This is a genomic window from Niveispirillum sp., from assembly GCF_017996735.1.
GTDB lineage: Bacteria > Pseudomonadota > Alphaproteobacteria > Azospirillales > Azospirillaceae > Niveispirillum.
The window spans coordinates 184,594-208,021 of record NZ_JAGOGJ010000002.1 but is presented as its reverse complement, the minus strand read 5'-3'; the positions used below and the strand labels follow the sequence as shown (position 1 = coordinate 208,021).

16 protein-coding genes are annotated in these 23,428 nt (G+C 65.0%); 9 read left to right on the top strand and 7 right to left on the bottom strand.

Going from position 1 to position 23,428, the window contains the following annotated elements; translation table 11 throughout:
* Positions 1-321: 321 nt before the first annotated feature.
* Positions 322-3,582: a TonB-dependent receptor gene (locus tag KBA48_RS01725; protein WP_292903130.1), complete on the bottom strand. Its 3,261-nt coding sequence runs from the start codon at positions 3,580-3,582 to the stop codon at positions 322-324.
* A gap of 282 nt (positions 3,583-3,864) precedes the next feature.
* Here KBA48_RS01725 and KBA48_RS01720 point away from each other — a divergent pair, with 282 nt between their 5' ends.
* Positions 3,865-5,826, top strand: coding sequence for a bifunctional 2',3'-cyclic-nucleotide 2'-phosphodiesterase/3'-nucleotidase (locus KBA48_RS01720; protein ID WP_292903128.1), 1,962 nt, complete (start codon positions 3,865-3,867; stop codon positions 5,824-5,826).
* Positions 5,823-6,353: a nucleoside 2-deoxyribosyltransferase gene (locus KBA48_RS01715; RefSeq protein WP_292903126.1), complete on the top strand. Its 531-nt coding sequence runs from the start codon at positions 5,823-5,825 to the stop codon at positions 6,351-6,353. The genes KBA48_RS01720 and KBA48_RS01715 overlap by 4 nt, the downstream gene beginning before the upstream one ends.
* Positions 6,354-6,634: 281 nt before the next feature.
* On the opposite strand, the gene KBA48_RS01710 is transcribed toward KBA48_RS01715, so the two are convergent.
* Positions 6,635-6,868, bottom strand: a complete 234-nt coding sequence (locus tag KBA48_RS01710; RefSeq protein WP_292903125.1) for a hypothetical protein — start codon at positions 6,866-6,868, stop codon at positions 6,635-6,637.
* Between the two features lie 325 nt (positions 6,869-7,193).
* On the opposite strand from KBA48_RS01710, the gene KBA48_RS01705 reads away from it, so the two are divergent.
* Both KBA48_RS01705 and KBA48_RS01700 read left to right on the top strand, forming a co-directional pair.
* Complete coding sequence (locus KBA48_RS01705) at positions 7,194-7,802, top strand: DedA family protein (RefSeq protein WP_292903124.1); 609 nt, start codon at positions 7,194-7,196, stop codon at positions 7,800-7,802.
* Positions 7,803-7,930: 128 nt separating this feature from the next.
* Positions 7,931-8,383, top strand: coding sequence for a hypothetical protein (locus tag KBA48_RS01700; protein ID WP_292903123.1), 453 nt, complete (start codon positions 7,931-7,933; stop codon positions 8,381-8,383).
* Between the two features lie 7 nt (positions 8,384-8,390).
* Here KBA48_RS01700 and KBA48_RS01695 read toward each other — a convergent pair whose 3' ends face one another.
* From KBA48_RS01695 to KBA48_RS01685, 3 genes are all read right to left on the bottom strand, one after another.
* The gene (locus KBA48_RS01695; protein WP_292903121.1) at positions 8,391-11,897 is read right to left on the bottom strand and encodes a PAS domain-containing hybrid sensor histidine kinase/response regulator; all 3,507 of its coding nucleotides are present in this window, start codon (positions 11,895-11,897) and stop codon (positions 8,391-8,393) included.
* Positions 11,898-11,986: 89 nt separating this feature from the next.
* The gene (locus KBA48_RS01690; RefSeq protein WP_292903119.1) at positions 11,987-12,592 is read right to left on the bottom strand and encodes a DNA-binding response regulator; all 606 of its coding nucleotides are present in this window, start codon (positions 12,590-12,592) and stop codon (positions 11,987-11,989) included.
* Positions 12,589-13,644: a sensor histidine kinase gene (locus KBA48_RS01685; protein ID WP_292903117.1), complete on the bottom strand. Its 1,056-nt coding sequence runs from the start codon at positions 13,642-13,644 to the stop codon at positions 12,589-12,591. The genes KBA48_RS01690 and KBA48_RS01685 overlap by 4 nt, the downstream gene beginning before the upstream one ends.
* A gap of 171 nt (positions 13,645-13,815) precedes the next feature.
* On the opposite strand from KBA48_RS01685, the gene KBA48_RS01680 reads away from it, so the two are divergent.
* Positions 13,816-14,379 carry a hypothetical protein gene (locus KBA48_RS01680; RefSeq protein ID WP_292903115.1) on the top strand — a complete coding sequence of 188 codons (564 nt, stop codon included), beginning with the start codon at positions 13,816-13,818 and terminating at the stop codon, positions 14,377-14,379.
* A 4-nt stretch (positions 14,380-14,383) separates the two neighbouring features.
* On the opposite strand, the gene KBA48_RS01675 is transcribed toward KBA48_RS01680, so the two are convergent.
* Positions 14,384-15,985 carry an alkaline phosphatase D family protein gene (locus KBA48_RS01675; protein WP_292903113.1) on the bottom strand — a complete coding sequence of 534 codons (1,602 nt, stop codon included), beginning with the start codon at positions 15,983-15,985 and terminating at the stop codon, positions 14,384-14,386.
* Between the two features lie 361 nt (positions 15,986-16,346).
* Positions 16,347-18,395: a PhoX family phosphatase gene (locus KBA48_RS01670; RefSeq protein ID WP_292903111.1), complete on the bottom strand. Its 2,049-nt coding sequence runs from the start codon at positions 18,393-18,395 to the stop codon at positions 16,347-16,349.
* A gap of 317 nt (positions 18,396-18,712) precedes the next feature.
* Between KBA48_RS01670 and KBA48_RS01665 the strand changes: the two genes are divergently transcribed.
* From KBA48_RS01665 to KBA48_RS01650, 4 genes are read left to right on the top strand one after another with little or no spacing between them, the layout of a single operon-like run.
* A complete protein-coding gene (locus KBA48_RS01665) occupies positions 18,713-19,675 on the top strand; it encodes a BMP family ABC transporter substrate-binding protein (RefSeq protein ID WP_292903146.1) in 963 nt (320 codons plus the stop codon).
* Between the two features lie 37 nt (positions 19,676-19,712).
* A complete protein-coding gene (locus KBA48_RS01660; RefSeq protein ID WP_292903110.1) occupies positions 19,713-21,284 on the top strand; it encodes an ABC transporter ATP-binding protein in 1,572 nt (523 codons plus the stop codon).
* The gene (locus KBA48_RS01655; RefSeq protein ID WP_292903108.1) at positions 21,281-22,405 is read left to right on the top strand and encodes an ABC transporter permease; all 1,125 of its coding nucleotides are present in this window, start codon (positions 21,281-21,283) and stop codon (positions 22,403-22,405) included. The genes KBA48_RS01660 and KBA48_RS01655 overlap by 4 nt, the downstream gene beginning before the upstream one ends.
* A 3-nt stretch (positions 22,406-22,408) precedes the next feature.
* Positions 22,409-23,380, top strand: a complete 972-nt coding sequence (locus KBA48_RS01650; protein WP_292903106.1) for an ABC transporter permease — start codon at positions 22,409-22,411, stop codon at positions 23,378-23,380.
* The last annotated feature ends 48 nt before the right edge of the window (positions 23,381-23,428 follow it).

Here is a 23,428-nt window from a genome sequence, read left to right as displayed (position 1 = left end):
GAACCCATTTATCTGATGGTTGCCGGCCGCCCCGATCCTCCGGACGCACACGCAGCCCCCCGAACGACCAGTCGAGCAGACGGGCGGGGCGGCCGGCAACCATCAGATAAATGGGTTCGGTCGGGGTACGCGGATGCGTGCGGCGTTCGGCCGGGGTGTCGGACATGGCGATCATGGATACAAATTTACCAAAATACCCCCAAATCCGATACTGCCCGGAGGATATAGAAAGATTGTTACCGGCGCAGGCCAGCCATAACGAAAAAGGGCGGCCCGAAGGCCGCCCTTTCCCCAAGATCACTGATCTGATTTCGGTCAGGATCAGAACTCGTACTTCACACCCAACTGGATCTTCCACACCGAAGCGCGGTTGCTCAGTTGTTCGGTCACGTCGCGACCGACGGACGTGAAGACATACTTGCCATCGGGCCCGATCGTCGCCTGCGGGCCGGCGATCGACTGGAAGAACGGCACCGCTTCCTGACGGCCCCAATCCTTGTTCAGTAGGTTGGTCAGGTTCAGGATGTCCAGGGTCAGGATGGCCTTGTGGCCTTCGATCGGCGCCGGGATTTCCTGGGCCAGCTTGGCATCGACCGAATAGGTCCAGGAGCTCTCGAACGCGCCGCGCGGAATGATGCCGCCACGATACTTTTCCAGACCGTTGCGCTGGATATAGGCATCCATCTGCGCGGCCGTGACCGAGCCGGTAGCCGTCCAGTTGACCAGCGGGTCGCTGGCGCCGGTCGGCACATACATGGCCTGACGCGAGCGGCTGGACCGGCAGGCCGGATCGCCGAACGGGTTGTTGGTGGCCGTGTTGGCGCAGGTGAAGCTGAACGTGTAGGGCTTGCCGGAGTAAGCCTGACCGAACAGCGACAGGGACGACTTGAAGCCATCGAAATATTCGATGCTATAGCTGGTGTTCGCCGTGAAGCGATGCTTCGTCTCGTAGGACGAGGTGCCCAGCAGATCCGTGTTCGGATCGGTGGTCACGAACTGCTCGTAGTTGGAGCCGGCCACCGAGCTGGTGCCCTGGCTGGCATCCTTGCTGTCCTGGAAGGCGTAGCCGGCACCGAAATCGACATCGCCGTAATCCGTCGACCAGTACTTGGAACCGTACAGGGTCAGGATCAGGCTCTTGCCCTTGTCGGTGTTGGTCAGCAACAGGTCGGAGCCATTGCCGCGCGTATCGCCGGCCTGGATGTTCTGGCTGTAGATCGGGCGGCCATCGGGGGCCGTGCCGGTCTTCACCAGACGCAGGTCACGATAGAAGTTGGCGTCCTTCACGCGGGTATAGATCGCCTCGGCGGTGAACAGCCAGTCGTCACCCAGGACCGGGATATCCACCTTCTGGTCGACAGCCAGGCTGAACTTCCAGGAGGACGGCATCTTGTAGTTCGGGTCGAGCGCGTTGACGAAGCCTTCGCCGACGGTCGTCAGGCGGGTGGTCGCAGCGCCGGGCACCTGACCGGTGACGCCGTTCAGCAGCAGGGCGTTGTTGGCGGGTACCGTACCGGTGCTCGGACGGGTGATATCCAACGAACGCTGGGTCACACCGTCATTGCTGTAGCCGTTGGACAGCCACACGGCCGCACCGGTGCCGGAGAACAGGCCGGCGCCACCGCGGACGACCGTGCTTTCCGTCGCGTCATAGGTGAAGCCCAAGCGCGGCAGCCACAGATCGACGCCATCGATCGTCGCGTTGTTGGAGAAGCCGTAGCGCGTGAGGAAGTTGGCGTTGGCCAGCGGCGCATCGTCGGTCTTGTACAGCTCGTAGCGCAGACCGCCCTGGAGCTGGAAGTCCGGGGTGACGTCCCACGTATCCTGCAGGTAGAACGAGTGGACGGTGTAGTCCCACTTCGCCGCCGCATCTTCCGGGTTGCCGGAAACGGCGTTGGCGTACCGGAAGCGCTGGGCCGTGCGGTTCTGGAAGGCCTCGATGGAGGCGAACTCCCAATAGCCCAGGCTGCGCTGCAGGAACAGATTGTAGTAGTCGACGTTCTCGTATTCGTAGCCGCCGGTGATCTTGTGATCGCCCAGCAGGTAGGTGCCCTTCAGCTTGGCGCTGTCGGTCTTCGTGCTCAGCACGTTGCTGTGCGAGGAGATGTCAGGACCGATAACGACCTGGCCATAGTTGGTGTTGTTCACCGCCAGGCCGGTCGGGTTGGTGCTGATGCGCATCTCGCCAAAGCCCAGGCCGTTCAGCGGCAGGCGCAGGCTGTCCACTTCCTTGCGGGCCACCTTGACCTCGGTGGAGAAGTCGGACGTCCAGTCGGAGAACAGCTGGAACGAGTAGCTGTCCATGATCTGGGTGTAATCGTAATAGTTCGACTGCAAGGACAGCGTGCGCGGCGTGGCGCTGGTGCTGGACGCGCCGTCGCGGATATTGTTGCCCTCGTTACGCTGATAGGCGAACGACGCGCGGTGATCGTCGCTGATGTTCCAGTCCAGCTTGGCGAGGATCTTCTCATCCTCTTCCGGCAGACTGCCATTGGGCAGGTCCAGCGTGTCATAGCCATAGACGGACTGGGCGATGGCGCGGATCTGCGCCACCTGGGCAGAGGTGACACCCTGGACCGGGTTGCCCAGACCGCTGTCCTGGGTGCCGAACACCACCGGAGCCTGGCTCTTGAACTTCTCGTAGCTCGTGTAGAAGAACAGCTTGTCTTCGACCAGAGCGCCACCCAGCGAACCGCCCCAGGTCTTTTCCTTGTAGGGGCTGATCAGGTTGCGGTTGTTACCCGAGCGGTCGCCCGACAGGCTGTCATCGCCATAATAGTAATAGAAGGAGCCGTGCGGGGTGTTTTCGCCCGACTTGGTGACGATGTTGATCGTGCCGCCCTGGAAGCCGGAATATTCCACGTCATAGGGGGCGGTCAGCACCGACAGGCCTTCGATGGCGTCGATCGACAGCGGCGAGCGCTGGGTCGGATAGCCACCGGCATTCAGGCCGAAATCGTCGTTCTGCTTCACGCCGTCGATGGTCAGGCTGTTGAAGCGGTTGCTGGAGCCGGCGATCTGGATGGCACCGGAATTGGTGACGTCGATATAGACCTTCGGATCGTTGCGGATGATGTCCTTCAGATCGCGGCTGATGGACGGCGCATTGTTGATCTGCTGCTGGCCGAAATTCGTGCCGATGCCAACCGTCTCGGCCGCGGCGCGTTCGCCGGTCACCACGATCTCTTGCATCTTGGCGCCCAGCGCCAGATCCAGGGCGAACGGCTCGCCCAGGGAGATGAAGATGCCTTCGAGTACCTGCGGTTCGGTGCCGGAAGCGGTGATGGTCACGGTGTAGGGACCGCCCACACGCAGACCGCCAGCCTGGAAGCGGCCGCCCTCGTTCACGGTGGTGACGGAGCGCGTGCCCGACGGCGTATGGACGATCGTGACCTCGGCGCCGGCGGCCGGCGCACCCGAAGCGGTGGTGATCTGACCCGTCATGGACGAGGTCGTCTGCTGCGCTACGGCCGGGATGGCCCAGGAAGACGCAATGGCGAGCGCCAGGGCACCCGTACCGAGATTCAAAGCGGATAGCTGACGGCGGAGAATTGCTGCCGCCTTCTTATTTTCGATGGTCATACGAAGAGCCCCCAATAAGCCGGACCGGATTGCGCGGACAACACCAGATGCCCGTGACGCTTAGGTAACGAATAGATTACAGTTCCATGACAGGCACCTCTGCAGCTATGCCTGCAGGGGCTTGAACGGCTATATCTCAGCCAGCGTATCATTACCGCCACAGTTTTGCGGCGCAGCATGCCGGTTCCGGGGGGCGAGTCCCGCGCTCCCTGCATTTCTTAACCGTGTTTGCTGCGATGCACCTGCTGCCCGGCGGCAACAGAGCCCGATGGAGCGTGTTCCGTGATTCGTCTTTCCCGCCCTGGCGCCCTGATGGCGGGCGCCCTGTTCCTGGCGCTGGCCGGTCCAGTATCGGCACAGGAAAAGGTCGACCTGCAGGTATTGTCGACGACTGACCTGCATATGTATTTGGAAGATTACGATTATTACGGAGACCACAAGGATACGGGCGTGGGTCTGGTCCGGGTGGCGCCGCTGATCCGGGCGGCGCGGGAGGCCAACCCCAACACGATTCTGGTCGATAATGGCGACCTGATCCAGGGCACGCCCATGGGCGACTGGGTGGTGCGGGAGCGCGGTGTGGGCAAGGACAAGCCCCTGCATCCCGCCATGGCCACCATGAACCTGCTGCACTACGACGCCGCCATCCTGGGGAACCACGAGTTCAATTACGGGCTGGAGGTGCTGCACAATGTATATGGGGGGGCCCAGTTCCCCGTGCTGTCCGGCAATGTCTTCAAGGTGGACGGGGGCAGGAACGACGAACTGATGTTCAAGCCCTATGCCATCCTGGACCGGACGGTGGTGGATGCGAAGGGCGCCAAGCACAAGATCAAGGTCGGCATTCTGGGCCTGCTGCCGCCCCAGATCATGATCTGGGACAAGGACAAGCTGGAAGGCCGCGTCACGACGCGCGACATGATCGACATGGCCAAGGTCCATGTGCCGGAAATGAAGAAGCAGGGCGCCGACATCATCATCGCCGTCGCCCATTCCGGCCTGACCTTCCTGAACCGCGAAGGCGGGGAAGAAAACGCCGCCAACTACCTGACCGAGATCGAGGGTGTGGACGCCGTTGTCTCGGGCCACAGCCACCGCGTCTTCCCCAGCAAGGAATATGAAGGCCTGCCCAAGTCCGACCTGAAGCAGGGAACCGTGAATGGCAAGCCGGTGGTGATGGCCGGATATTATGGCAGCCATCTTGGCGTCATCACCTTCCAGCTTGAAACCGTGGGCAAGGGCTGGAAGGTCACGGGTGGCAAGGGCGAGGTGCGGCCCATCCAGGAACGCCAGGATGGAAAGACCGTGAATGTGGAGCCGGACGCCGAGGTGGCGAGCCTGCTGGCGCCCAGCCATGAGGGCACCTTGTCCTATGTCCGCCGCCCCGTGGGCAAGACCACGGGGCGTATCCATTCCTATTTCAGCTTCCTGGGCGACAGCGCCGGTGTGGAACTTGTGGCAGAGGCACAGCGCGCCTATGTGGCCCGCGCCCTGGCCGGCACGGAAAATGCCAGTCTGCCCATCCTGTCGGCGGTGGCGCCGTTCAAGTCGGGCGGGCGTCCCGGTGCCAAATTCTACACCGACATCCCGGCGGGGGAGATCGCCATCCGCAATGTCGCCGACCTCTATCTCTATCCCAACCAGATCGCGGCGGTGAAGCTGACGGGCGGGCAGGTCAAGGATTGGCTGGAAATGGCATCGCGCGCCCTGTCGGTGATCGATGTCAAAAGCAAAGTCCAGCAGCCGCTGGTGAATGTGAAGGTGCCGGCCTATGTGTTCGACATCATCGACGGCATCACCTATTCGATCGATGTGACGCAGCCGGAACGGTTCGACCGTGACGGCAAGCTGGCCGATGACAAGGCCCATCGCGTCAAGGATGTGATGTTCCAGGGCAAGCCCATCGACGAGAAACAGGAATTCATCGTCGTCACCAACAATTACCGCGCCAATGGCGGCGGCTCCTATCCGGGGCTGGACGGCACCACTGTGATCTACCAGTCGCCCGACACGGTGCAGTCGGCCATCATTGAGTATATCCGCGCCAAGGGCGTGGTGGAGCCGTCGACCGACCATAGTTTCCGGATCGCGCCCCTGCCCGCCGGCGTCAATCTGGTCTATGAAAGCTCGCCGCTGGCCCAGGAACTGCTGTCCGAACAGCCGGCGCTCAGCTATGAGGGGCCGGGTGAGAATGGTTTCGCCCGTTTCCGCATCGATCCCGTGAAGATCGGGGTCAAGCCGTGAGGCCGCGCCTCTATCTGGCCGGACCCGACGTCTTCCTGCCCGACCCGCTGGCGGCGGCGGCATCGATGAAGGCCATCTGCGAAGAACTGGGGCTGGAGGGCGCGTTTCCCATGGATAACGCCCTGTCCCCGGCCCAGGGCGAGGGCGGGGCGGCGTTTGCCGCCCGCATCCGTCAGGCCAATCTGGATCTGATCCGGGCGGCGGACGGCGTGATCGCCAATTGCATGCCCTTCCGGGGGCCGTCCGTCGATGACGGCACGGCCTATGAAATGGGCTTTGCGGCGGCGCTGGGCAAACCGGTATTCCCCTGGTCGGGCGATATCCGCCCGCTGCTGCAGCGGACCCAGTCGCGCCAGTATCTGGCCCATGATGGGCGCGTCTGGCGCGATGCCGACCAGATGGAGGTGGAGGAGTTCGGCCTGCCCGTGAACCTGATGCTGGTCGATCCGGCCACGGGGCCGGTGCATCCCAGCTTCACCCAGGCGGCCCGCGCGGCCGCTCTCTGGTTCGCCCAGGCAAAGGTCTGATACCATCGGTCAAAATTCTTGACCGATGGTACGGCGGCGACTGCCGCCGACGTCAGTAAATCCTGACAAGTCAGGATTTACTGACACACGTATGATACCAAACTGCCAAGGGTTGACCCCTGGCGGTCGGGAGGCTGGCGACGGTCAGCCCACGCCACAGGGCGCGCAGGCCAAGCCGTCGGATGGCGGCGCCCGGCGCTAAGGGAGAAGGGTAGGAATCAAAACGCCGCCATGGCCCGTCCAGGGGACCCGGCGGCGTCCTTGTCCTGCGTGCGGTCGGTTCAGGCGGCGTGCTGGCTGTGACCCAGGCGACGGAAGCGGGTGGCGTCCAGCACCACCTCCAGCGCCAGCGACAACCGGTCGCTGTTGCGCCCTTCCACCAGGAATTCCACATGCGTCGGACGGGCAGTATGCTGATGCACGGCATGCACCAGCAACCGGCGCCGCGGCATCTTCAGCTCTTCCAACCATTCCCCGGCCTTGGGGGGTTCCGCCACACGCCTGGACAATACCATCGCCACTCTCCTGCACGAGGCACCGCGGTTTCCAAAAGGAACGGCGCCGAAACCGGTTACCACCGCCCCCGGCCGCCTGCCCCCTGACGGGCCGGCGCCATTGAACGGGATTATAGGGTGGATAGCCTGATCCACGCCCCTATGATAGCGGAAATTTCTCCCTAAGGAATAGACCATCCGGATTAGGTCAAGGGGTGAAGCATGTCCTAACATGTGTCGAAAGGCCAGGAACCACCCTTCCACCTTTGCCATGGCGATGATCCGCGTGATGCGCTACAGGGTCTCCGGCCCTTTTGGCAGGGGGCGGTGACCGGATAAAAGAAACATGTTCGACAATCTTCTGAACCTGGTGGATCAGTTGGGCTACTGGGGCCTGCTGCTTCTGATGTTCCTGGAAAATGTTTTCCCTCCCATACCATCGGAACTGATCATGCCGTTGGGCGGGTTCCTGGCGGCGCAGGGCAAGATGGACCCGATCCTGGTGGTGCTGGTGGGCACGGCGGGATCGGTGCTGGGCGCCCTGCCCTGGTATTATATCGGCCGGTTTTTCGGGCATGATCGTCTGATCGCCCTGTCGGAGCGATTCGGCTTCATCATGACGATGGATCCGCCCGACGTGGAGATGGCCTTCACCTGGTTCGCCCGGCATGGGCGCAAGGCCGTGCTGCTGGGCCGCCTGATCCCCGCCATCCGCACCCTGATCTCCGTGCCCGCCGGCATGGCAAAGATGAGCATGCCGGTCTTTCTGGCATTGACCACGCTGGGCTCGCTGGTCTGGACCAGCATCCTGACGGCTTCCGGCTATCTGCTGGAAAACCACTATGACAAGGTGGAGACCTGGGTCGATCCCGTTTCCAAAATCGTGGTCTATGGCTGCATCGCCATCTATCTGGGCCGCATGGGCTGGCGGCTGGTGCGGGGCAAGCGGAACTGATAACCGAAGCTATATCCCGACAGATCGGAATTGAAGGCCTCGGGCGGCACCCCGGCGCGGTCCGCAATTGGGTCCATCGGACCGACAGATCCGGCCCTACTCTTTCCAGCATAAGGGGAGGGTTGGAAATGCGGCGGACGGCGGTGACAATCATCCTGGCCGGTCTGGCGGGGGCTGCCGTCGATGGCGCCTATGCCAGCCTCATGGGCCTCATTCGCGGCATCGGCGTGATGCGGGTATGGCAGAGCGTGGCGGGCGGCTGGATCGGGGCCGCCGCGCGGGAAGGGGGCATCGCCACCGCCCTGTTGGGCTTTGCCACCCATATCGGCATCGCGCTGGTCATGGCCGCTGTCTTCATGCTGGCCCTGTCCCGCATCGGGCTGTTGCGCCGGCGGCGCTGGCAGGCCGCCATCGCCTACGGGCTGGGCCTCTATCTCGTCATGTATCTGCTGGTGTTGCCGCTGCGCTGGCCCGGCATCTTCCCCCGCTGGGACGGGCTTTTCTCCATCGCCGACATTGCGGCCCATATTGGCGTGGCACTGGCCATCGCCGCCATCATCCGCTGGCGCGAACGGGCATAGGCAGCGATCACGCCGCCCGCCCCCGCCGCTTTTCGGCCAGCATATGGCTTAACAGCGCGCGCAGGGCGCCCGGCCGCACGGGTTTGTACAGGATGCGGCAACCGGCATGCGCCACGCTGTCCTTCACCGCGTCGGTACGGTCGGCGGTGATGACGGCGGCCGGCAGGTCGGGCCCGACCTTCGCCCGGATCAGGGACAGGGCCTCCAGCCCGCCCATGCCATGGTCCAGATGGTAATCCGTCAGCACCACATCCGGCACCCGTTCACCCAGGGCCGCCAGCGCGTCGGCACCCGTCGCCCCCCACACCACCTCGCATGACCAGCCCGACAGCAGCGCGATGGTGGCCTGGGCGATGGCGGGTTCGTTTTCCACGCACAGGACCAGCGTCCCCTCCAGCCCCGTGACGGTCGCCCCGGCCACGGGCCGCTGCGGATCGGCGGCACGGGTCGCCAGCGGCACCTCCACGGCAAAGCAGGAGCCCTTGCCCACCGCTGACCGCAGGCTGACCTTGTGGCCCAGGATGGCGGCGAACCGTTCGACGATGGACAGGCCCAGCCCCAACCCCTTGTCGCGGTCATTCTGGCCATTGCCCAACTGCCGGAACTCCTTGAAAATCTCCTGCCGCTTCTCCTCCGGAATACCGGGGCCGGTATCCCAGACCTCCACCCGCAGCGCGCCCGCGACGCGCCGGCACCCGACCAGGATGCGCCCGCGCGGGGTATAGCGCAGGGCGTTGGCCAGCAGGTTCTGCACGATGCGGCGCAGCAGGACGGCATCGGTATCGACCGAGGCCTTGCAGGGCACGAAGCGCAGGGCCAGCCCGTGCCGCTGCGCCACCACGGCCAGTTCATCGGTCAGCGGCCGCAGCACATCATCAATGGCAACCGAGGTACGGTTGGGCTTTACCACGCCCGTGTCCAGCTTGGTGATGTCCAGCAGGTCGCCCAGCAACTGCTCCACCGATCGCAGCGCCGCGTCCGCCTGGGTCACCAGCGTGTCCGGCCCCCGGTCCAAGGCCGCGGAGATGAACAGGCGGGCCGCGTGCAGCGGCTGCAAAAGATCGTGGCTGACGGCGGCCAGCAGCCTTGTCTTGGCCTGGTTGGCGCGGTCGGCCTCCGACTTGGCGATGGCCAGGTCGATGGTGCGTTCCGCGATGCCGCGCTCCAGCCCTTCATTGGCGGCGCGCAGGGCTTCGGCCGCCCGGTGGCGTTCGGTGACGTCGGTATAGACGGCCACGAAGCCCCCGTCCGGAAGGGGGTTGGAAATGATCTCCAGCACCGATCCGTCGGGCCTTGTGCGGTGGAAACTGTCGGGCATGTCGCGGCGCTTGGGGTCCAGGCGGCGGGCAAACAGGGTTTCCATCTCCCCCTCCTCCCCGAACTCGCCCTGCCCCTGCAGATAGGCGACCAGTTCGCCCATGGGCGTGCCCACCTTGATCAGCCCGTCCGGCACCTCCAGCATCTCCAGGAAGCGGCGGTTCCACAGGCGCAGGCGGAAATCCTTGTCCACGGCGCAGATGCCCTTGCCGACATTTTCCAGGGTGGAGCGCATCAGCACATGCTGGTCCAGGATGACGCGCGACGCCTCGTCGATGATCGACCGCGCGTCGGACCGCGACAGGCGCCGGTCGGACAGCAGGCTGGCCACCACCACACGGGCCGAGGCCGACCCGATGGCCCCGGCCAGCAGCCATTCGGTGGCCTGCACCGCTTCCTCGTCGATGCGTTCCTTCAGGCCCTTTTCGAAATCCGCGTCCCCGCCTTCGGCCACGCGCTGGGCCACGAGGTCGCGGAACACCGGTTCCGATCGGGTCTTGCCGACATAGCGCGCGGCCAGTTCGTAAAGGTCGCCCAGCGTCACGCCGCGGCGCGGCGGGCCGACACCGTCCTGCGCGTCATGGCGCATGGAAACAAAACGGCGTGCCTGCTGCTTTTCAAGGTCGGACTGGCCGGTGATGCCCGATACCAGGGCGATGACGAACAGGTTCAGACCCAGGCTGGTCAGCGCGCCATGGGCCAGCGTGTCCAGATCATGGATGCCGCCCAGGCCCGTGGGCGTCAGCCAGCCCAGGCCGAACAGCCCCTGATCCATCAGATGGCCCGGCACCAGCCCCGCCACCGCGAAGGACGGGATCAGCACCGTATAGCCCCAGGCGATGAAACCCGTGACCAGGCCGCAGATGGCCCCCGCCTTGGTCACTCGCCGGAAGAACAGGCCCATCAGCAGGGCCGGCGCGAACTGTGCCACGCCGGCAAAGGACACCGTGCCGATGGTGGCCAGCGGAAAGGTGGTGCCGATCATCAGGTAATAGAGATAGGCCATGCCCAGCAGGGCCACGACCGCCACCCGCCGTACCGTCAGCAGCATGGGCTTGGGATCGTCCTGCCAGCGGCGCATGGCCGACGGGATGGCCATCAGGATGGGGACGATCAGGTCGTTGCAGACCATGGTGGACAGGGCCACGGCCCCCACGATGATCATGCTGGTCGCCGCCGACAGCCCGCCCAGAAAGGCCAGCACGGCCATCCAGTCATGGCCCAGCCGTTGCGGCATGGTCACCAGGAACGTGTCGGCATTGACGCTGCCATCGGGGAACATCATCAGGCCGGCCAGCGCCACCGGCAGCACGAAGATGTTGATGGCCACCAGATACAGCGGGAACAGCCAGCTTGCGGTGCGGATGTCACCGACATGGGTGTTTTCCACCACCGTTACATGGAATTGCCGTGGCAGGCAGAGGATGGCCAGCGCCGCCAGCAGGGTGATGGACCACCAGCTTACCCCGAAATGCGGGGTCAGCAAATGGGCCAGGCGCGGATCATCGGCGGCCCGTTCGAAGATGCCCGCCGGCCCGCCCGCCACGGCAAAGGCGATGCCGCCGCCCACCAGGATGGCGGCCCCCAGCTTCACCAGGCTTTCGGTGGAAATGGCCATCATCAGGCCGCGATGATGTTCGTTCGCATGGATGTTGCGCACCCCGAACAGGATGGCGAACAGGGCCATGGCGCAGGTGATGATGAAGGTTGTTTCGCCCGGAATATCCATCACCCGGTTGGCGAACGGATCGCCGGCCAGCGCCTCCAGGCTGATGGTGATGGCCTTCAATTGCAGGGCGAAATAGGGCAGCACCACCGTCACGGCCATGACCGTGATCAGGGCCGCCAGCACCCGGCTTTTGCCATAGCGGGCAGAGATGAAGTCGGAGATGGAGACAGTGTTCTCCGCCTTGGCCACCCGCACCATCTTGGCCAGGATGGGCCAGCCCAGGCTGAACAGCAGGATCGGCCCGACATAGATGGACAGGAAATCCCAGCCACTGGCCGCCGCCCGCCCGATGGCGCCGTAAAAGGTCCAGGAGGTGCAATAGACGGCCAGCGACATGGCATAAAGCAGCGGCGCGCGGCGCTCCTGCACCTCTGGCTGCTTGGTGGCATAACGGTCACCCCACCAGGCGATGGCGAACAAGGCCGCCAGATAGCCCAGCGCCAACCCCAGAACCGGCCAGCTCGACATGGATGCCCCTTGGGTGTTCTTTGTTGGGGCTATCCTACGCCGGTTGCGGGGGCGGCGTCATGGGGGCGATGGTCGGGGTGGGGGCTTCGCTACAGCCATCCCTGGCTGCGGGCGATGCGGGCGGCATCGATGCGGTTGGTGGCGCCGAGTTTCAGTACAGCCTCCGACAGATAATTGCGCACTGTTCCAGGCGACAGATCGAGCAGGAGGGCGATTTCCTTGTTGGTGCGACCCTCCTCCGCCAGCCGGATGATGGTACGCTCGCGATCGGTCAGAGGGTCGTCGCCCACATCCCAGACGCTGGCCGCCAGTTCCGGCGCGATGGCTTTACCGCCCGCCGCCACCTGCCGCAACGCCCGGGTCAGCATTTCCGGCGGGGCGTCTTTCAACAGGTAGCCACGAACGCCGGCCGCCAGGGCCCGTTTCAGGTATCCGGCCCGGCCGAAGGTCGTGACAATCACCACTCGGGTCTTCAAACCCTCCGCCCGGATGGCATCCGCCACCTCCAGCCCCGTCATGCCCGGCATTTCGATATCGGACAGCAGCAGGTCCGGCGACAGGCGGCGCACCGCGTCCAGGGCGGCGGCACCGTCGCGCGCCTGGGCCACCACCTCGATATCCCCGTCCAGTGCGATCAGGGCCGACAGTGCGGCCAGAACAAGCGACTGGTCTTCCGCCACCACCACGCGGATCATGCGGCACCAGTATCGGGCATGGTCACCAGAACCTTTGTGCCCCCCGATCCCGAATCGATCAGCAATTCCCCGCCGGCAGCCATGACCCGCGCGCGCAGGCCCTGCAATCCCGATCCTTCCTGCATGGCGCCCCCCTTTCCATTATCGGTCACGGACAGTTGGACACGGCCCCCCAGCGGCGCAATCAGAATGCGGCAATGGTCGGCGCCGGAATGGCGGACGACATTGGTCACGGCCTCACGCAGGACCATGGCCAGTACCGCACCCGTGCCCTGCCCCAGCGGGTTTGATCCCCCATCGATGGTACAATCGATACCGGCCGCCGCACAGGCCTCACGGGCCGCGTCCAGTTCGCGGGGCAGGCTGGCGACCATGCCGGTGACGGCGGCTCTCACCTCGGCCAGCGCCTCACGCGCGGCCTGTGCCACGTCCCGCATCTCCTGTTCGGCCCGGACCGTATCCCGCTGGGCCAGCCGCGCCGCCAGTTCCGCCTTGATGGAGACCAGGGTGAGGGTGCGCCCCAGCAGATCGTGCAGATCCCGGCCGATGCGTTCACGCTCTGCCAATGCTGCCAGTTGCCGTGCCGCATCCTGGCTTTCCAGCAGCAGACGATTGCGCTCCCGGATGGCGGCATTCGCCATGCCGGCACCCGATGCCAGGGCCATCATGCCCAGACCCGGCACCCACAAAACCCATGGCCCCCCGCGCCACAGCCCAACCGCCAATGCCGCCAGCATGAAGGCGACGATCACCATCACGGCCTGTCGGGCCGGGCGCGTTTCCGCCACCATGGCGGCCGCGTAGATGGCCAGCACCGTCCATACCGCACCGGTTCCGGTGAGGATGAAGGACAAAAGCAGCACACCCAGAGCGGCCAGCCGCCGGCGCCCGTCGGGCCAGTGGTAACCCAGCAGATAGAGCGGCAGGAACAGGGCCAGCACAGCCAGGATCAAAGGCATCTGCGCCTGATCCGGCATGCCCCACAGCCAGGGCCAGAACAGGAGCGGCAGGTAGGCCAGCCAGGGCAGCGGCCCGGACCAGAAGCGTTTCAAGGCTGCACCCCGGTCCACACGCACCCCCTTGCCTGACGATCGCGCACGATAGGGGGCCCAACCGCCGGGTGAAAAGTGACATCTGTCACCCGCACCAGATGACACACGCAACTGCCAACCGCGCCCCCCCCGCCCCCATGATCGGCCCATCGCAAGGGGAGGGAGGCGGACATGGACAGTATGGCACTTCGGGCACTGGTGGCGGCGGACCGGCAGGCCAGCTATATCCGGCTGCGCGGCGGGTTCCCGATACCGCTGGCGGGCATCGTCTATTGGCTGGCGCTGGCCGGGGCGGGACAGACGCTGTCATTCAATGGCTGGCTGATGGTGGCCGTCTGGGGCAGTGGTCTGATCTTCCCACTGGCCCTGCTGTTTGCCCGGCTGTTCAACTGCCGCTTCATGGGGGATCGGACGGCAGTGACCAGTGTTCTGCTGCCTGCCTTCATCTCCATGTTGCTGTTCTGGCCCCTGCTGGCGGCCGCGCTGGCCACCGCCCCGGAACTGGCGCCGCTGATCCTGGCCATCGGCATGTCGGGCCATTGGCCGGTCATCGGCTGGACCTATGACCGGCTACCGCTGTTTGCGGGCCATGCCGTCATCCGGGCGCTGGTCACCACCTGGCTCTGGTTCTGGCTGCCGGATGCACGGTTGACCCTGCTGCCGCTGGCGGTGGCCCTCGTCTATGCCGTGACGGTGGTGGCAATCCTGGTCGATGTCCGGCGGAAACGGGGGTGAAACCTCACCCCTTCTGCACACCCGGCTTATTCGGATCGACGGCGAACTTGGCGCGGCTGGACAGTTTGCCGCCGGGCGTGGTCACCTGATCCAGCACCTTCAGGTCCATGGTCAGATGCTTGGGCGTCACCTCGCAGATGCCATAGCCGCGCTGGTCGTTGATCAGCTTGATATGCGGGTTCTCGGCCAGCATGCCCTTGGTGGCCGGCCGCTGTTCGCCACCATCGCCGCCGGAGGAAATGGAGGTGACGACAAACTCGCTGGCCACGACGGCGCTGTTCGGGTCCTTGTCGTCGAAAATCACGTTGCCGACGATATTCTGATGCTCGTCGCCGGTCAGTACCACGGCGTTGCGGATATTGTTGCCCTGGATATGTTTCAACAGGCGGGCGCGGGCCACGCGGTACGGGTCCCAGGTGTCCAGGTTGCGGATATTGGCCTCGCCCGGTTCCCGGTCGCACGGCATCAGCATGACCTGCTGCGCCAGCAGATTGAACCGTGCCTTGCCGCCCGCAAGCCCGTCGAACAGCCACTTCTCCTGCGCCTCGCCCAGAACCGTCAGGGCGGGATTGTCCACCTCCGGACAGGCGGGGCGGAACCCGTCGCGGCAGGGCTGGTCGCTGCGATACTGGCGAGTGTCCAGCACATGCATGTCGGCCAGATCGCCGAAGCTGAACTTCCGGTAAAGCTGCATGCGCGCGCCATCGGGCAGCGATGAGCGGCGGAAGGGCAGATGTTCATAATAGGCCTGGGCGGCGGCGGCGCGGCGCAGGCGGAAAATGTCGGGCGGGGTATTGTCCCAGTTGAAGTCGCTGGCCCAGTTATCCACGATCTCATGATCGTCCCAGACGGCGATCCAGGGGGCCGCCGCATGGGCCTTCTGCAGGTCGGTATCCATCTTGTACCGGGCGTAGCGGCGCCGGTACTCGTCCACCGAATAGGGGTCGGGCAGGTCGGCACGGCGCGGGCTGGGGACCACATCATCCAGATGGCGGCTGAAATAGAAGGGCTTGGACAGGCCCTCATAGATGTAGTCGCCATAATGATAGACAAAATCCACCTCTTCCCGCGACAGGTGGTCGAAGGCGGTATAGAGGCCCTGGTCATAATTCTGACAGCCGGCAACGGCGAAACGCAGCTTGGCCAGCGGCGCGTCGGCGGGCGGCGCCGTCTGCGCGCGGCCCTGCATCGACCGGTGGTCGCCACAGCGAAACCGGTACCAGTAGGGACGGCCCGGCAGCAGCCCCGCCACCTCCACATGCACCGCATGGCCCAGTTCGGGATGGGCCAGCGCGGTGCCCTTGGCCGCCACCTTGCGGAACAGCCGGTCCTCCGCCACTTCCCAATCCACGGGCACGATATCGCCCGACATGCCATGGCCCGGTTCCAGCGGACGCGGCGCCAGACGGGTCCAGATGACGAATCCGTCGGGCCAGGGCTCGCCCGAGGCCACACCAAGCTGGAACGGATAATCGATGAAATTGACGGCGCCGAAGGCCAGACGCGGATCGGCCGGAATCGCCAGCGCCGCCACGGCCAGGGCCCCCGCGCCGCGCAGCAACTGACGACGGGACAGGGCGATGGTTGACGGCAACACGGATTTCATCAGGCACGACCCATCAAAAACGCCCCGCCCCGGCCGCAAGGATGGCGGGCCGGCGGAGGGAGGCGGATGCAAGAGGAACGAACCGGCCTTCCGGTTTCGTCACCTTTGCTTGTGACATCGGTCAGGGCGGGTTGGCAAGTGTCCGATGCGTTGCAACAAGATGACCTGTCTCTTCACCCCACCCCCTTCGCCCTCACCCTCCCACCGCTGCGCGGCGGCCCCCCCCCTCTCCCGCCAAGCGGGCGAGGGGCAAAGTTTCACTCAACGCCAGAGTCCGCCCCTCGCCCACGAACGTGGGAGAGGGAGGGGCCCGAATGCGTCAGCATTCGGGAGGGTGAGGGCAAAACGCTGCGGGCAAAACTCAAACCCCGATCACCCCCCCACCCTTCTTGGTGATCACCACCACGGACGGCCGGGCCGGCATATTGTCTTTGAAGTCGGGCCAGCGCGTACCCGGATCGGCGAAGGTGCCCTGCCGGTTGCCGGACTTCGTCACCTTGTCCACCGCGTCCGACCCCGGATGCTGGACAGAGATGAACAGGGTCTGGTCGTCGGGTGTGAAGCTGGGGCCCGTCAGTTCGGCCCCCACCGGCACGCGGAAGAACAGCCGCGCCGTCCCGCGCAGCGGCCCCTGCGTCTCCACGGCCCAGATGCCGTCCGACGAACCGGACGTCCATTGCCATTTGCTGCCCTGATCGGTGCCGACCCACAGGCGGCCCATGCTGTCGAAGGCGCAATTGTCGGGGCAGGCGAACCAGCCATTCTCCGTGGTGGCCTTGTTGAAGCTGGCGCCCGTCTTGGGATCGGCGGGGTTGCCCGCCTTGACCAGGATCTCCCATTTGAATTTTGCCGCCGCATGGTCGCCGCCGGGCGGGGTCATCTCCACGATATGGCCCCAGCTATTGGCCGGGCGCGGGTTGGCGGCATTGGGCCTGGCCTGGACCGGGTGGATGGGATTGTCGGGCAGCCGGTCGTCATTGTTGGTCAGCATGACATAGACCAGCCCCGTCCGGGGATTGACCTCGATATCTTCCGGCCGGTCCATGCGGGTGGCGCCCAGCAGCGTGGCCGCGATCCGGGCGGAAATGACCACGTCGCCCTGATCCTTGAAGCCGTTGGCCGGCGTCAGCGGCCCCTGCCCGTGGACCAGCGGCAGCCAGGTGACGGTGCCGTCGGCATCGAATCGCGCCACCGACAGGGTGCCTTCGTCCAGCAGCGTCATGTTGGCCTTGCGGTCGGCCGGGTTGAATTTGCCCTTGGATACGAAGCGGTACACATGCTCGAACCGCTGATCATCGCCCATATAGACGACGGCCCTTCCATCCTTGTTCAGGGTGACACCGGCCCCTTCATGTTTGAACCGGCCCAGCGCCGTCAGCTTGCGCGGCGTGCTGGTCGGGTCATAGGGGTCGATCTCGACGATCCAGCCGTAACGATTCGCGGCATAGATCTCCTTGTTGATGTTGAACCGGTCATGGAACCGGCCCCACTGATACAGCGGCGACGGCACCGTCATGCGGTCGTAATTGCGCTGTTCGGGATGGGTCTGGTCGATCGTGCCCATGAAATAGCCGTCGATATTCTCCTCCCCTGACAGGACCGTGCCCCAGGGGGTGACGCCGCCGGCGCAATTGTTCAGCATGCCGATGACGGTGCGACCGTCGGGATCATCCTTTGTCTTCATGCGGGCATGGCCGGCCGCCGGGCCGGTAAAGGCCATCCGGGTATTGAGGGCGTTGAGCCGGCGGTTGAACTTGCCGCCCTTCACATAGGACCATTTGCCATCCTTGGTCCGGCGGACCTCGACGATGCTGCCCGAATGGGCCGCCATCTCGATATCCACCATCTCCTTGGTGACGGCTTCCGGCGGGTACTTGTCCTGCCCCTCGGGCGCCAGACCGGGGAACATCATCTCGGCCTGGGTATATTCATGGTTCACCCACAACAAACCATGGTCGGCGCTGCTGGAACCCAGCGGCAGCGGGTAATAGGCCGTGAAGTCGCAATTATAGCCGAACTGCTTCAACTGGCTGTCGGCCGTCTGTTTGTACGGATCAAAATCCGGGCTGTCGGCGAACAGCGGGTCGCCCCAGCGGATCAGCACATCGGCATCGTAACCCGGTGCCACATGATGCTTGCCGTCGACACCGCGTTCCAGCTCCTCGAACGCGAATCCGAATCCGGCCTGCCCCCCGGCGCCCTGCGCCCGGGCCTCCCCCCCCATCAGCGCGGCGGGAATCGCGGGCGCAAAGGCGGCAATGGCGCTGGTGCCCAGCATGCCGCGCAGGATATCGCGCCGGCCCAGCCGCTGCTGCACCACCTCTCCGAAGGTCGGTTCGCTGTCCGGCGATGCGCCCCTGTCCTGGATGGCCTCGAACTCTTCATGGGTCAGGAAATGCTGGTCGGACATGGAACGGCAGACTCCGGCACGTAAGGATCGCTACCGGGTTTCATACGCCCCGGACGCTACAGTTATTTGACAGTGCCTCCCCGCGGGCACAGGGCGGCGATGTGACACAGGTCGCAGATTCCGCATCGCCGAAGGGCAAGGCCGGCTTTGTCACCTTGCCGTGCGCCCGCGAACTGGCTAGCTTCACAGGCTGGTATGATTGCTTGGACCCTTTCCCGGTGGCACCCGCGCACAAGGCCACCAGAAGGGTTCCCCTGTTCGGAACGGAGCCGATGAATTTTACCCGCCGTGCCGCCTGTGCGGCCCTTGCCCTTTTTATGTCCACCGCCGCCACGGTCGCACCCGCCTTCGGGTTCGAACCGGCCATCGTCTTCGACATGGGCGGCCGTTTCGACAAGTCCTTCAATGAGGGGGCCAATAACGGGGCCGAACGGTTCAAGAAGGATACCGGCACCAATTTCCGCTGGTTCGAGGTGACGAACGAGGCGCAGCGCGAGCAGTTCCTGCGCCGTCTGGCCAGCCGCAACGCCGACATCATCGTGTCGGTCGGTTTCTCCATGGCGCCCAGCGTGGAAAAGGTGGCCAAGGAGTTCCCCAATGTCCGCTTCACCCTGATCGACGGCAAGGTGGACCTGCCCAATGTGCAGTCCATCGAATTCGCCGAACATGAAGGCTCCTATCTGGTCGGCGTGCTGGCCGCATTGGCGTCCAAGACGGGAACGGTGGGCTTTGTCGGCGGCATGGATATCCCGCTGATCCGCCGTTTCGCCTGCGGCTATGAACAGGGCGTGAAGGCCACCAACCCCAAGGCCTCTGTGCTGGCCAACATGGCAGGTTCCACCCCCGCCGCCTGGGCCGATCCCACGCGCGGGTCCGAACTGGCCAAAAGCCAGTTCGACCGGGGCGCGGACGTGATCTTCGCCGCCGCCGGACAGACGGGCATGGGCGTGCTGCAGGCCGCATCCGATGCCGGCAAGCTGTCCATCGGCGTCGACAGCAACCAGAACTACCTGTTCCCCGGCAAGGTGCTGACCAGCATGGTCAAGCGCGTGGATGTCGCCGCCTATGAAGCGTTCAAGACCGCGCAGGACGGCACCTGGAAGGCCGGCCACCGCCGCCTGGGCCTGAAGGAGGATGGCGTGGGCTGGGCCTATGACGACAATAACAAGGCCCTGATCACGCCTTCCATGAAGGAAGCCGTGGACAAGGCCACGGCCGAGATCAAGTCCGGCACCCGTACCGTCGCCAATTATGACGACGCCAAGGGCTGCAAGTACTGATCACCCCCTGACTGACTTCCGCGCCTGAGCAGGACCCATGTCGGCCGCCCCTCCCCCCGTTTCCCCCGCCTGGGCGGTCGAACTTGTCGGCATCGACAAGCGATTCGGCCCGGTCCATGCCAACCGCGACGTCACGCTCCGTTTCGCCCCCTCCAGCATTCATGGGCTGGTCGGGGAGAACGGGGCCGGCAAATCCACGCTGATGAGCATCCTCTACGGCTTCTATGAGGCCGATGCGGGGGAGATTCTGGTGCGTGGCAAGCAGGTCGATATCCGTACGCCGCAGGATGCCATCCGCCTGGGCATCGGCATGGTGCATCAGCATTTCATGCTGGTGGAGACCTTCACCGTGCTGGAAAACCTGCTGCTGGGGCACGAGGGCGGGCCTGTCCTGGGCCCCGCCATGCAGCGGGCACGGGCGGAGGTGCGGGAACTGGAGCGGCAATTCGGGCTGGAGGTGCCGCTGGACGCGCTGGTCTCCGACCTGCCCGTCGGCGTGCAGCAGCGCGTGGAAATCCTGAAGGCGCTGTATCGCGGGGCCGAGGTGCTGATCCTCGACGAACCCACGGCCGTGCTGTCCCCGCCGGAGGTGGAACAACTGTTCCGCATCCTGGAACGGCTGCGTCAGCAGGGTCGCACCGTCCTGCTGATCACGCACAAGCTGAAGGAAATCATGGCCATCACCGACCGCGTGTCGGTGCTGCGCCGGGGTCAGGTGGTGGCAGAATTCATCACCGCCGAGACCGACCGCCAGGCCCTGGCCGATGCCATGGTGGGCCGCAAGACCTCGCTTTCCGTGGACAAGGCGCCATCCCATCCGGGCGATGTGCTGCTGTCGGCGCAGAATGTGAACGTCATTGACGGGCGCGGCGTCACCACCCTGAAGGATGCCTGCCTGAATGTCCGGGCGGGCGAGATTGTGGGCGTGGCGGGTGTGGCCGGCAATGGCCAGTCCGAGTTGCTGGAGGTCCTGTCCGGCATGTGCCGTTTCGATAGCGGAACGGTCACGCTGAAGGGGCAGGAGATCCATCCGGCCACGAAATATGACGCGGCCGACGCCCGCCGCCGGGGGCTGGCCCATGTGCCCGAAGATCGGCTGAAACTGGCCGTGATCAAGGAATTCCCGGCGCATGAAAGCGCCATCCTGGGCTATCACCAGGACAAGTCCCTGTCCAAGGGCTGGCGGCTGAACTGGAAGCAAGTGGTCGCAAAGACTGTTTCGCTGATGGAACAATTCGATGTGCGCCCGCCCAACCCAAACCTGCGCACGTCCCTGTTTTCCGGCGGCAACCAGCAGAAGCTGGTGATGGCGCGGGAGATGGAGCGGGAGCCGGATATATTGCTGGTGGGACAGCCGACGCGCGGTGTCGATATCGGCGCCATCGCCTTCATCCACCGCCAGCTTGTCAGCTTGCGCGACCGGGGCAAGGCCATCCTGCTGGTCTCGGCCGAACTGGATGAGATCCTGGCGCTGTCCGACCGCATCCTGGTGATGTGCGACGGAGAGATCGTGGGCGAATTGTCGGCGGCCGAAGCGAATGAAAGCCGGATCGGCACGATGATGGCGGGCATCAAGGACGCTCCCGTCGCTGAAGGGGTTCCGGCATGAGCGCGGGCGGTTCCGACAATCTTCCCTGGTGGGTGACGGGCCTGCTGCTGCCCGTCCTCAATGTGGGCCTGGCGCTGGCCGTGTCCGCCCTGGTCATCCTGGCCATCGGGGAGGACCCTTTGGGTGCGCTGGGCACCATGCTGCGCGGTGCCATCGGCACGGGCGAGGGCATTGGCTATACGCTCTATTACGCGACCAGCCTGATTTTCACCGCCCTTGCGGTGGCCATCGCCTTCCATGGCGGGCTGTTCAATATCGGGGGCGAGGGGCAGGCCTATATCGGCGGCCTGGGCGTCGGTCTGGTCTGTCTGGCCCTGCCCGGCTGGCCCTGGTGGGCGGCATTGCCGCTGTCGGTGCTGGGTGGTGCCGCCTTCGGCGCGCTGTGGGCAGCCATTCCCGGCTGGCTGCAGGCCTATCGCGGCAGCCATATCGTTATCACGACCATCATGTTCAATTTCATCGCGTCCTCGCTGATGGTCTATCTGATGGTCAATGTGCTGATCAAACCGGGCCAGATGTCGCCGGAGAGCGAGGCGTTCAGCGCGTCGATGTTCCTGCCCATGATGGCCGACATGATGGCGACGATCGGGATTGAGATGGACAGTTCGCCGCTGAACTTCTCACTGTTCCTGGCGCTGCTGGCCTGTTTCGCCGTCTGGGCCTTTATCTGGCACACGCGCTGGGGCTTCGCGCTGCGCGCCACGGGCGCCAATGAGAATGCGGCCCTTTATGCCGGCATCGATCCGAAGAAGGTGATCGTGGTGACCATGGCCCTGTCGGGGGCGCTGGCCGGGCTGCTGGGCGTGAACGAGTTGCACGGGGTGCAGCACCGGCTGCTGCTGAATTTCCCGGCCGGCCTGGGCTTCACCGGCATCGCCGTCGCCCTGATGGGCCGCAACCATCCGGCGGGCATCATCCCGGCGGCCCTGCTGTTCGGCGCGCTCTATCAGGGCGGCACGGAACTGGTCTTCGACTATCCCAATATCAGCCGGGAACTGGTGGTGGTGATCCAGGGTGTGGTGATCCTGTTCGCCGGTGCCCTGGAACATATGTTCCGCCCGGCCCTGGTGCGCCTGTTCACGCGCCGCGCGCAAGCGGCAGCCAAGCCGGCGGGGGCCTGAGCCATGGATACGCTTCTGGGTTTCCTGTCGCTGCTGGACAGCACGTTCCGCCTGGCGACGCCGCTGCTGCTGGCGGCCTTGGCCGGCTTCTATTCGGAACGGGCCGGCGTGGTCGATATCGGGCTGGAAGGCAAGATGCTGGTGGCGGCCTTCGCCTCGGCCGCTGCCGCCGCCATCTATGGTTCGGCCTGGGTCGGCCTGGGTGCCGGCATCCTGGCGTCGCTGGCCCTGGCCCTGCTGCATGGCTTCGCCTGTATCACGCACAAGGGCAATCAGGTCGTGTCGGGCGTGGCGCTGAACATCGTGGCCCTGGGCCTGACGGCCGTTCTGGGCAATGCCTGGTTCCAGATGGGGGGCCGCACCCCCAACCTGCCGGCCGATGCCCGTTTCGGCGAACTGACCCTGCCGCTGGCGGAGACGCTGCGCGGCGTGCCGCTGCTGGGCCCGATCTATTATGAACTGGTCAGTGGTCACAACATCCTGGTCTATCTGGCGCTGGCCATCGTGCCGCTGACCTGGTGGATCGCCTACCGCACGCGTTTCGGCCTGCGCCTGCGCGCCGTGGGGGAAAACCCCGCCGCCGTGGACACGGCCGGCATCTCGGTCACGGCACTGCGCTATCAGGCGGTCCTGATCGCGGGTGTGCTTTGCGGCATCGCCGGCAGCTACCTGTCCACGGCGCAAGGGGCCGGGTTCCAGACCAACATGACGGCCGGCAAAGGTTTCCTGGCGCTGGCCGCCCTGATCCTGGGCAAATGGAAGCCGGTGCCAACCCTGTTCGCCTGCCTGGCCTTCGCCTTTGCCGACGCGCTGCAGACGCGGTTGCAGGGCGTGGCCCTGCCCGGCATCGGCGAGGTGCCGGTACAGTTGATCGAGGCGCTGCCCTATCTGCTGACGGTCCTGCTGCTGGCCGGCTTTGTGGGCAAGGCCATCCCGCCCAAGGCCAGCGGGCGGCCTTATGTGAAGGACCGGTAAGGGTTCGCGTCGCTGACAGCAGGGAATTGAAAGCCCTGCTGTCAGGGT

What these genes read in the sequence shown, in the direction of transcription:
- KBA48_RS01725 (WP_292903130.1), bottom strand. Translation starts at nt 3,582, where the DNA reads ATGACCATCGAAAATAAGAAGGCGGCAGCAATTCTCCGCCGTCAGCTA.
- KBA48_RS01710 (WP_292903125.1), bottom strand. Translation starts at nt 6,868, where the DNA reads ATGGTATTGTCCAGGCGTGTGGCGGAACCCCCCAAGGCCGGGGAATGG.
- KBA48_RS01705 (WP_292903124.1), top strand. Translation starts at nt 7,194, where the DNA reads ATGTTCGACAATCTTCTGAACCTGGTGGATCAGTTGGGCTACTGGGGC.
- KBA48_RS01700 (WP_292903123.1), top strand. Translation starts at nt 7,931, where the DNA reads ATGCGGCGGACGGCGGTGACAATCATCCTGGCCGGTCTGGCGGGGGCT.
- KBA48_RS01695 (WP_292903121.1), bottom strand. Translation starts at nt 11,897, where the DNA reads ATGTCGAGCTGGCCGGTTCTGGGGTTGGCGCTGGGCTATCTGGCGGCC.
- KBA48_RS01690 (WP_292903119.1), bottom strand. Translation starts at nt 12,592, where the DNA reads ATGATCCGCGTGGTGGTGGCGGAAGACCAGTCGCTTGTTCTGGCCGCA.
- KBA48_RS01680 (WP_292903115.1), top strand. Translation starts at nt 13,816, where the DNA reads ATGGACAGTATGGCACTTCGGGCACTGGTGGCGGCGGACCGGCAGGCC.
- KBA48_RS01675 (WP_292903113.1), bottom strand. Translation starts at nt 15,985, where the DNA reads ATGAAATCCGTGTTGCCGTCAACCATCGCCCTGTCCCGTCGTCAGTTG.
- KBA48_RS01670 (WP_292903111.1), bottom strand. Translation starts at nt 18,395, where the DNA reads ATGTCCGACCAGCATTTCCTGACCCATGAAGAGTTCGAGGCCATCCAG.
- KBA48_RS01665 (WP_292903146.1), top strand. Translation starts at nt 18,713, where the DNA reads ATGTCCACCGCCGCCACGGTCGCACCCGCCTTCGGGTTCGAACCGGCC.
- KBA48_RS01660 (WP_292903110.1), top strand. Translation starts at nt 19,713, where the DNA reads ATGTCGGCCGCCCCTCCCCCCGTTTCCCCCGCCTGGGCGGTCGAACTT.
- KBA48_RS01655 (WP_292903108.1), top strand. Translation starts at nt 21,281, where the DNA reads ATGAGCGCGGGCGGTTCCGACAATCTTCCCTGGTGGGTGACGGGCCTG.
- KBA48_RS01650 (WP_292903106.1), top strand. Translation starts at nt 22,409, where the DNA reads ATGGATACGCTTCTGGGTTTCCTGTCGCTGCTGGACAGCACGTTCCGC.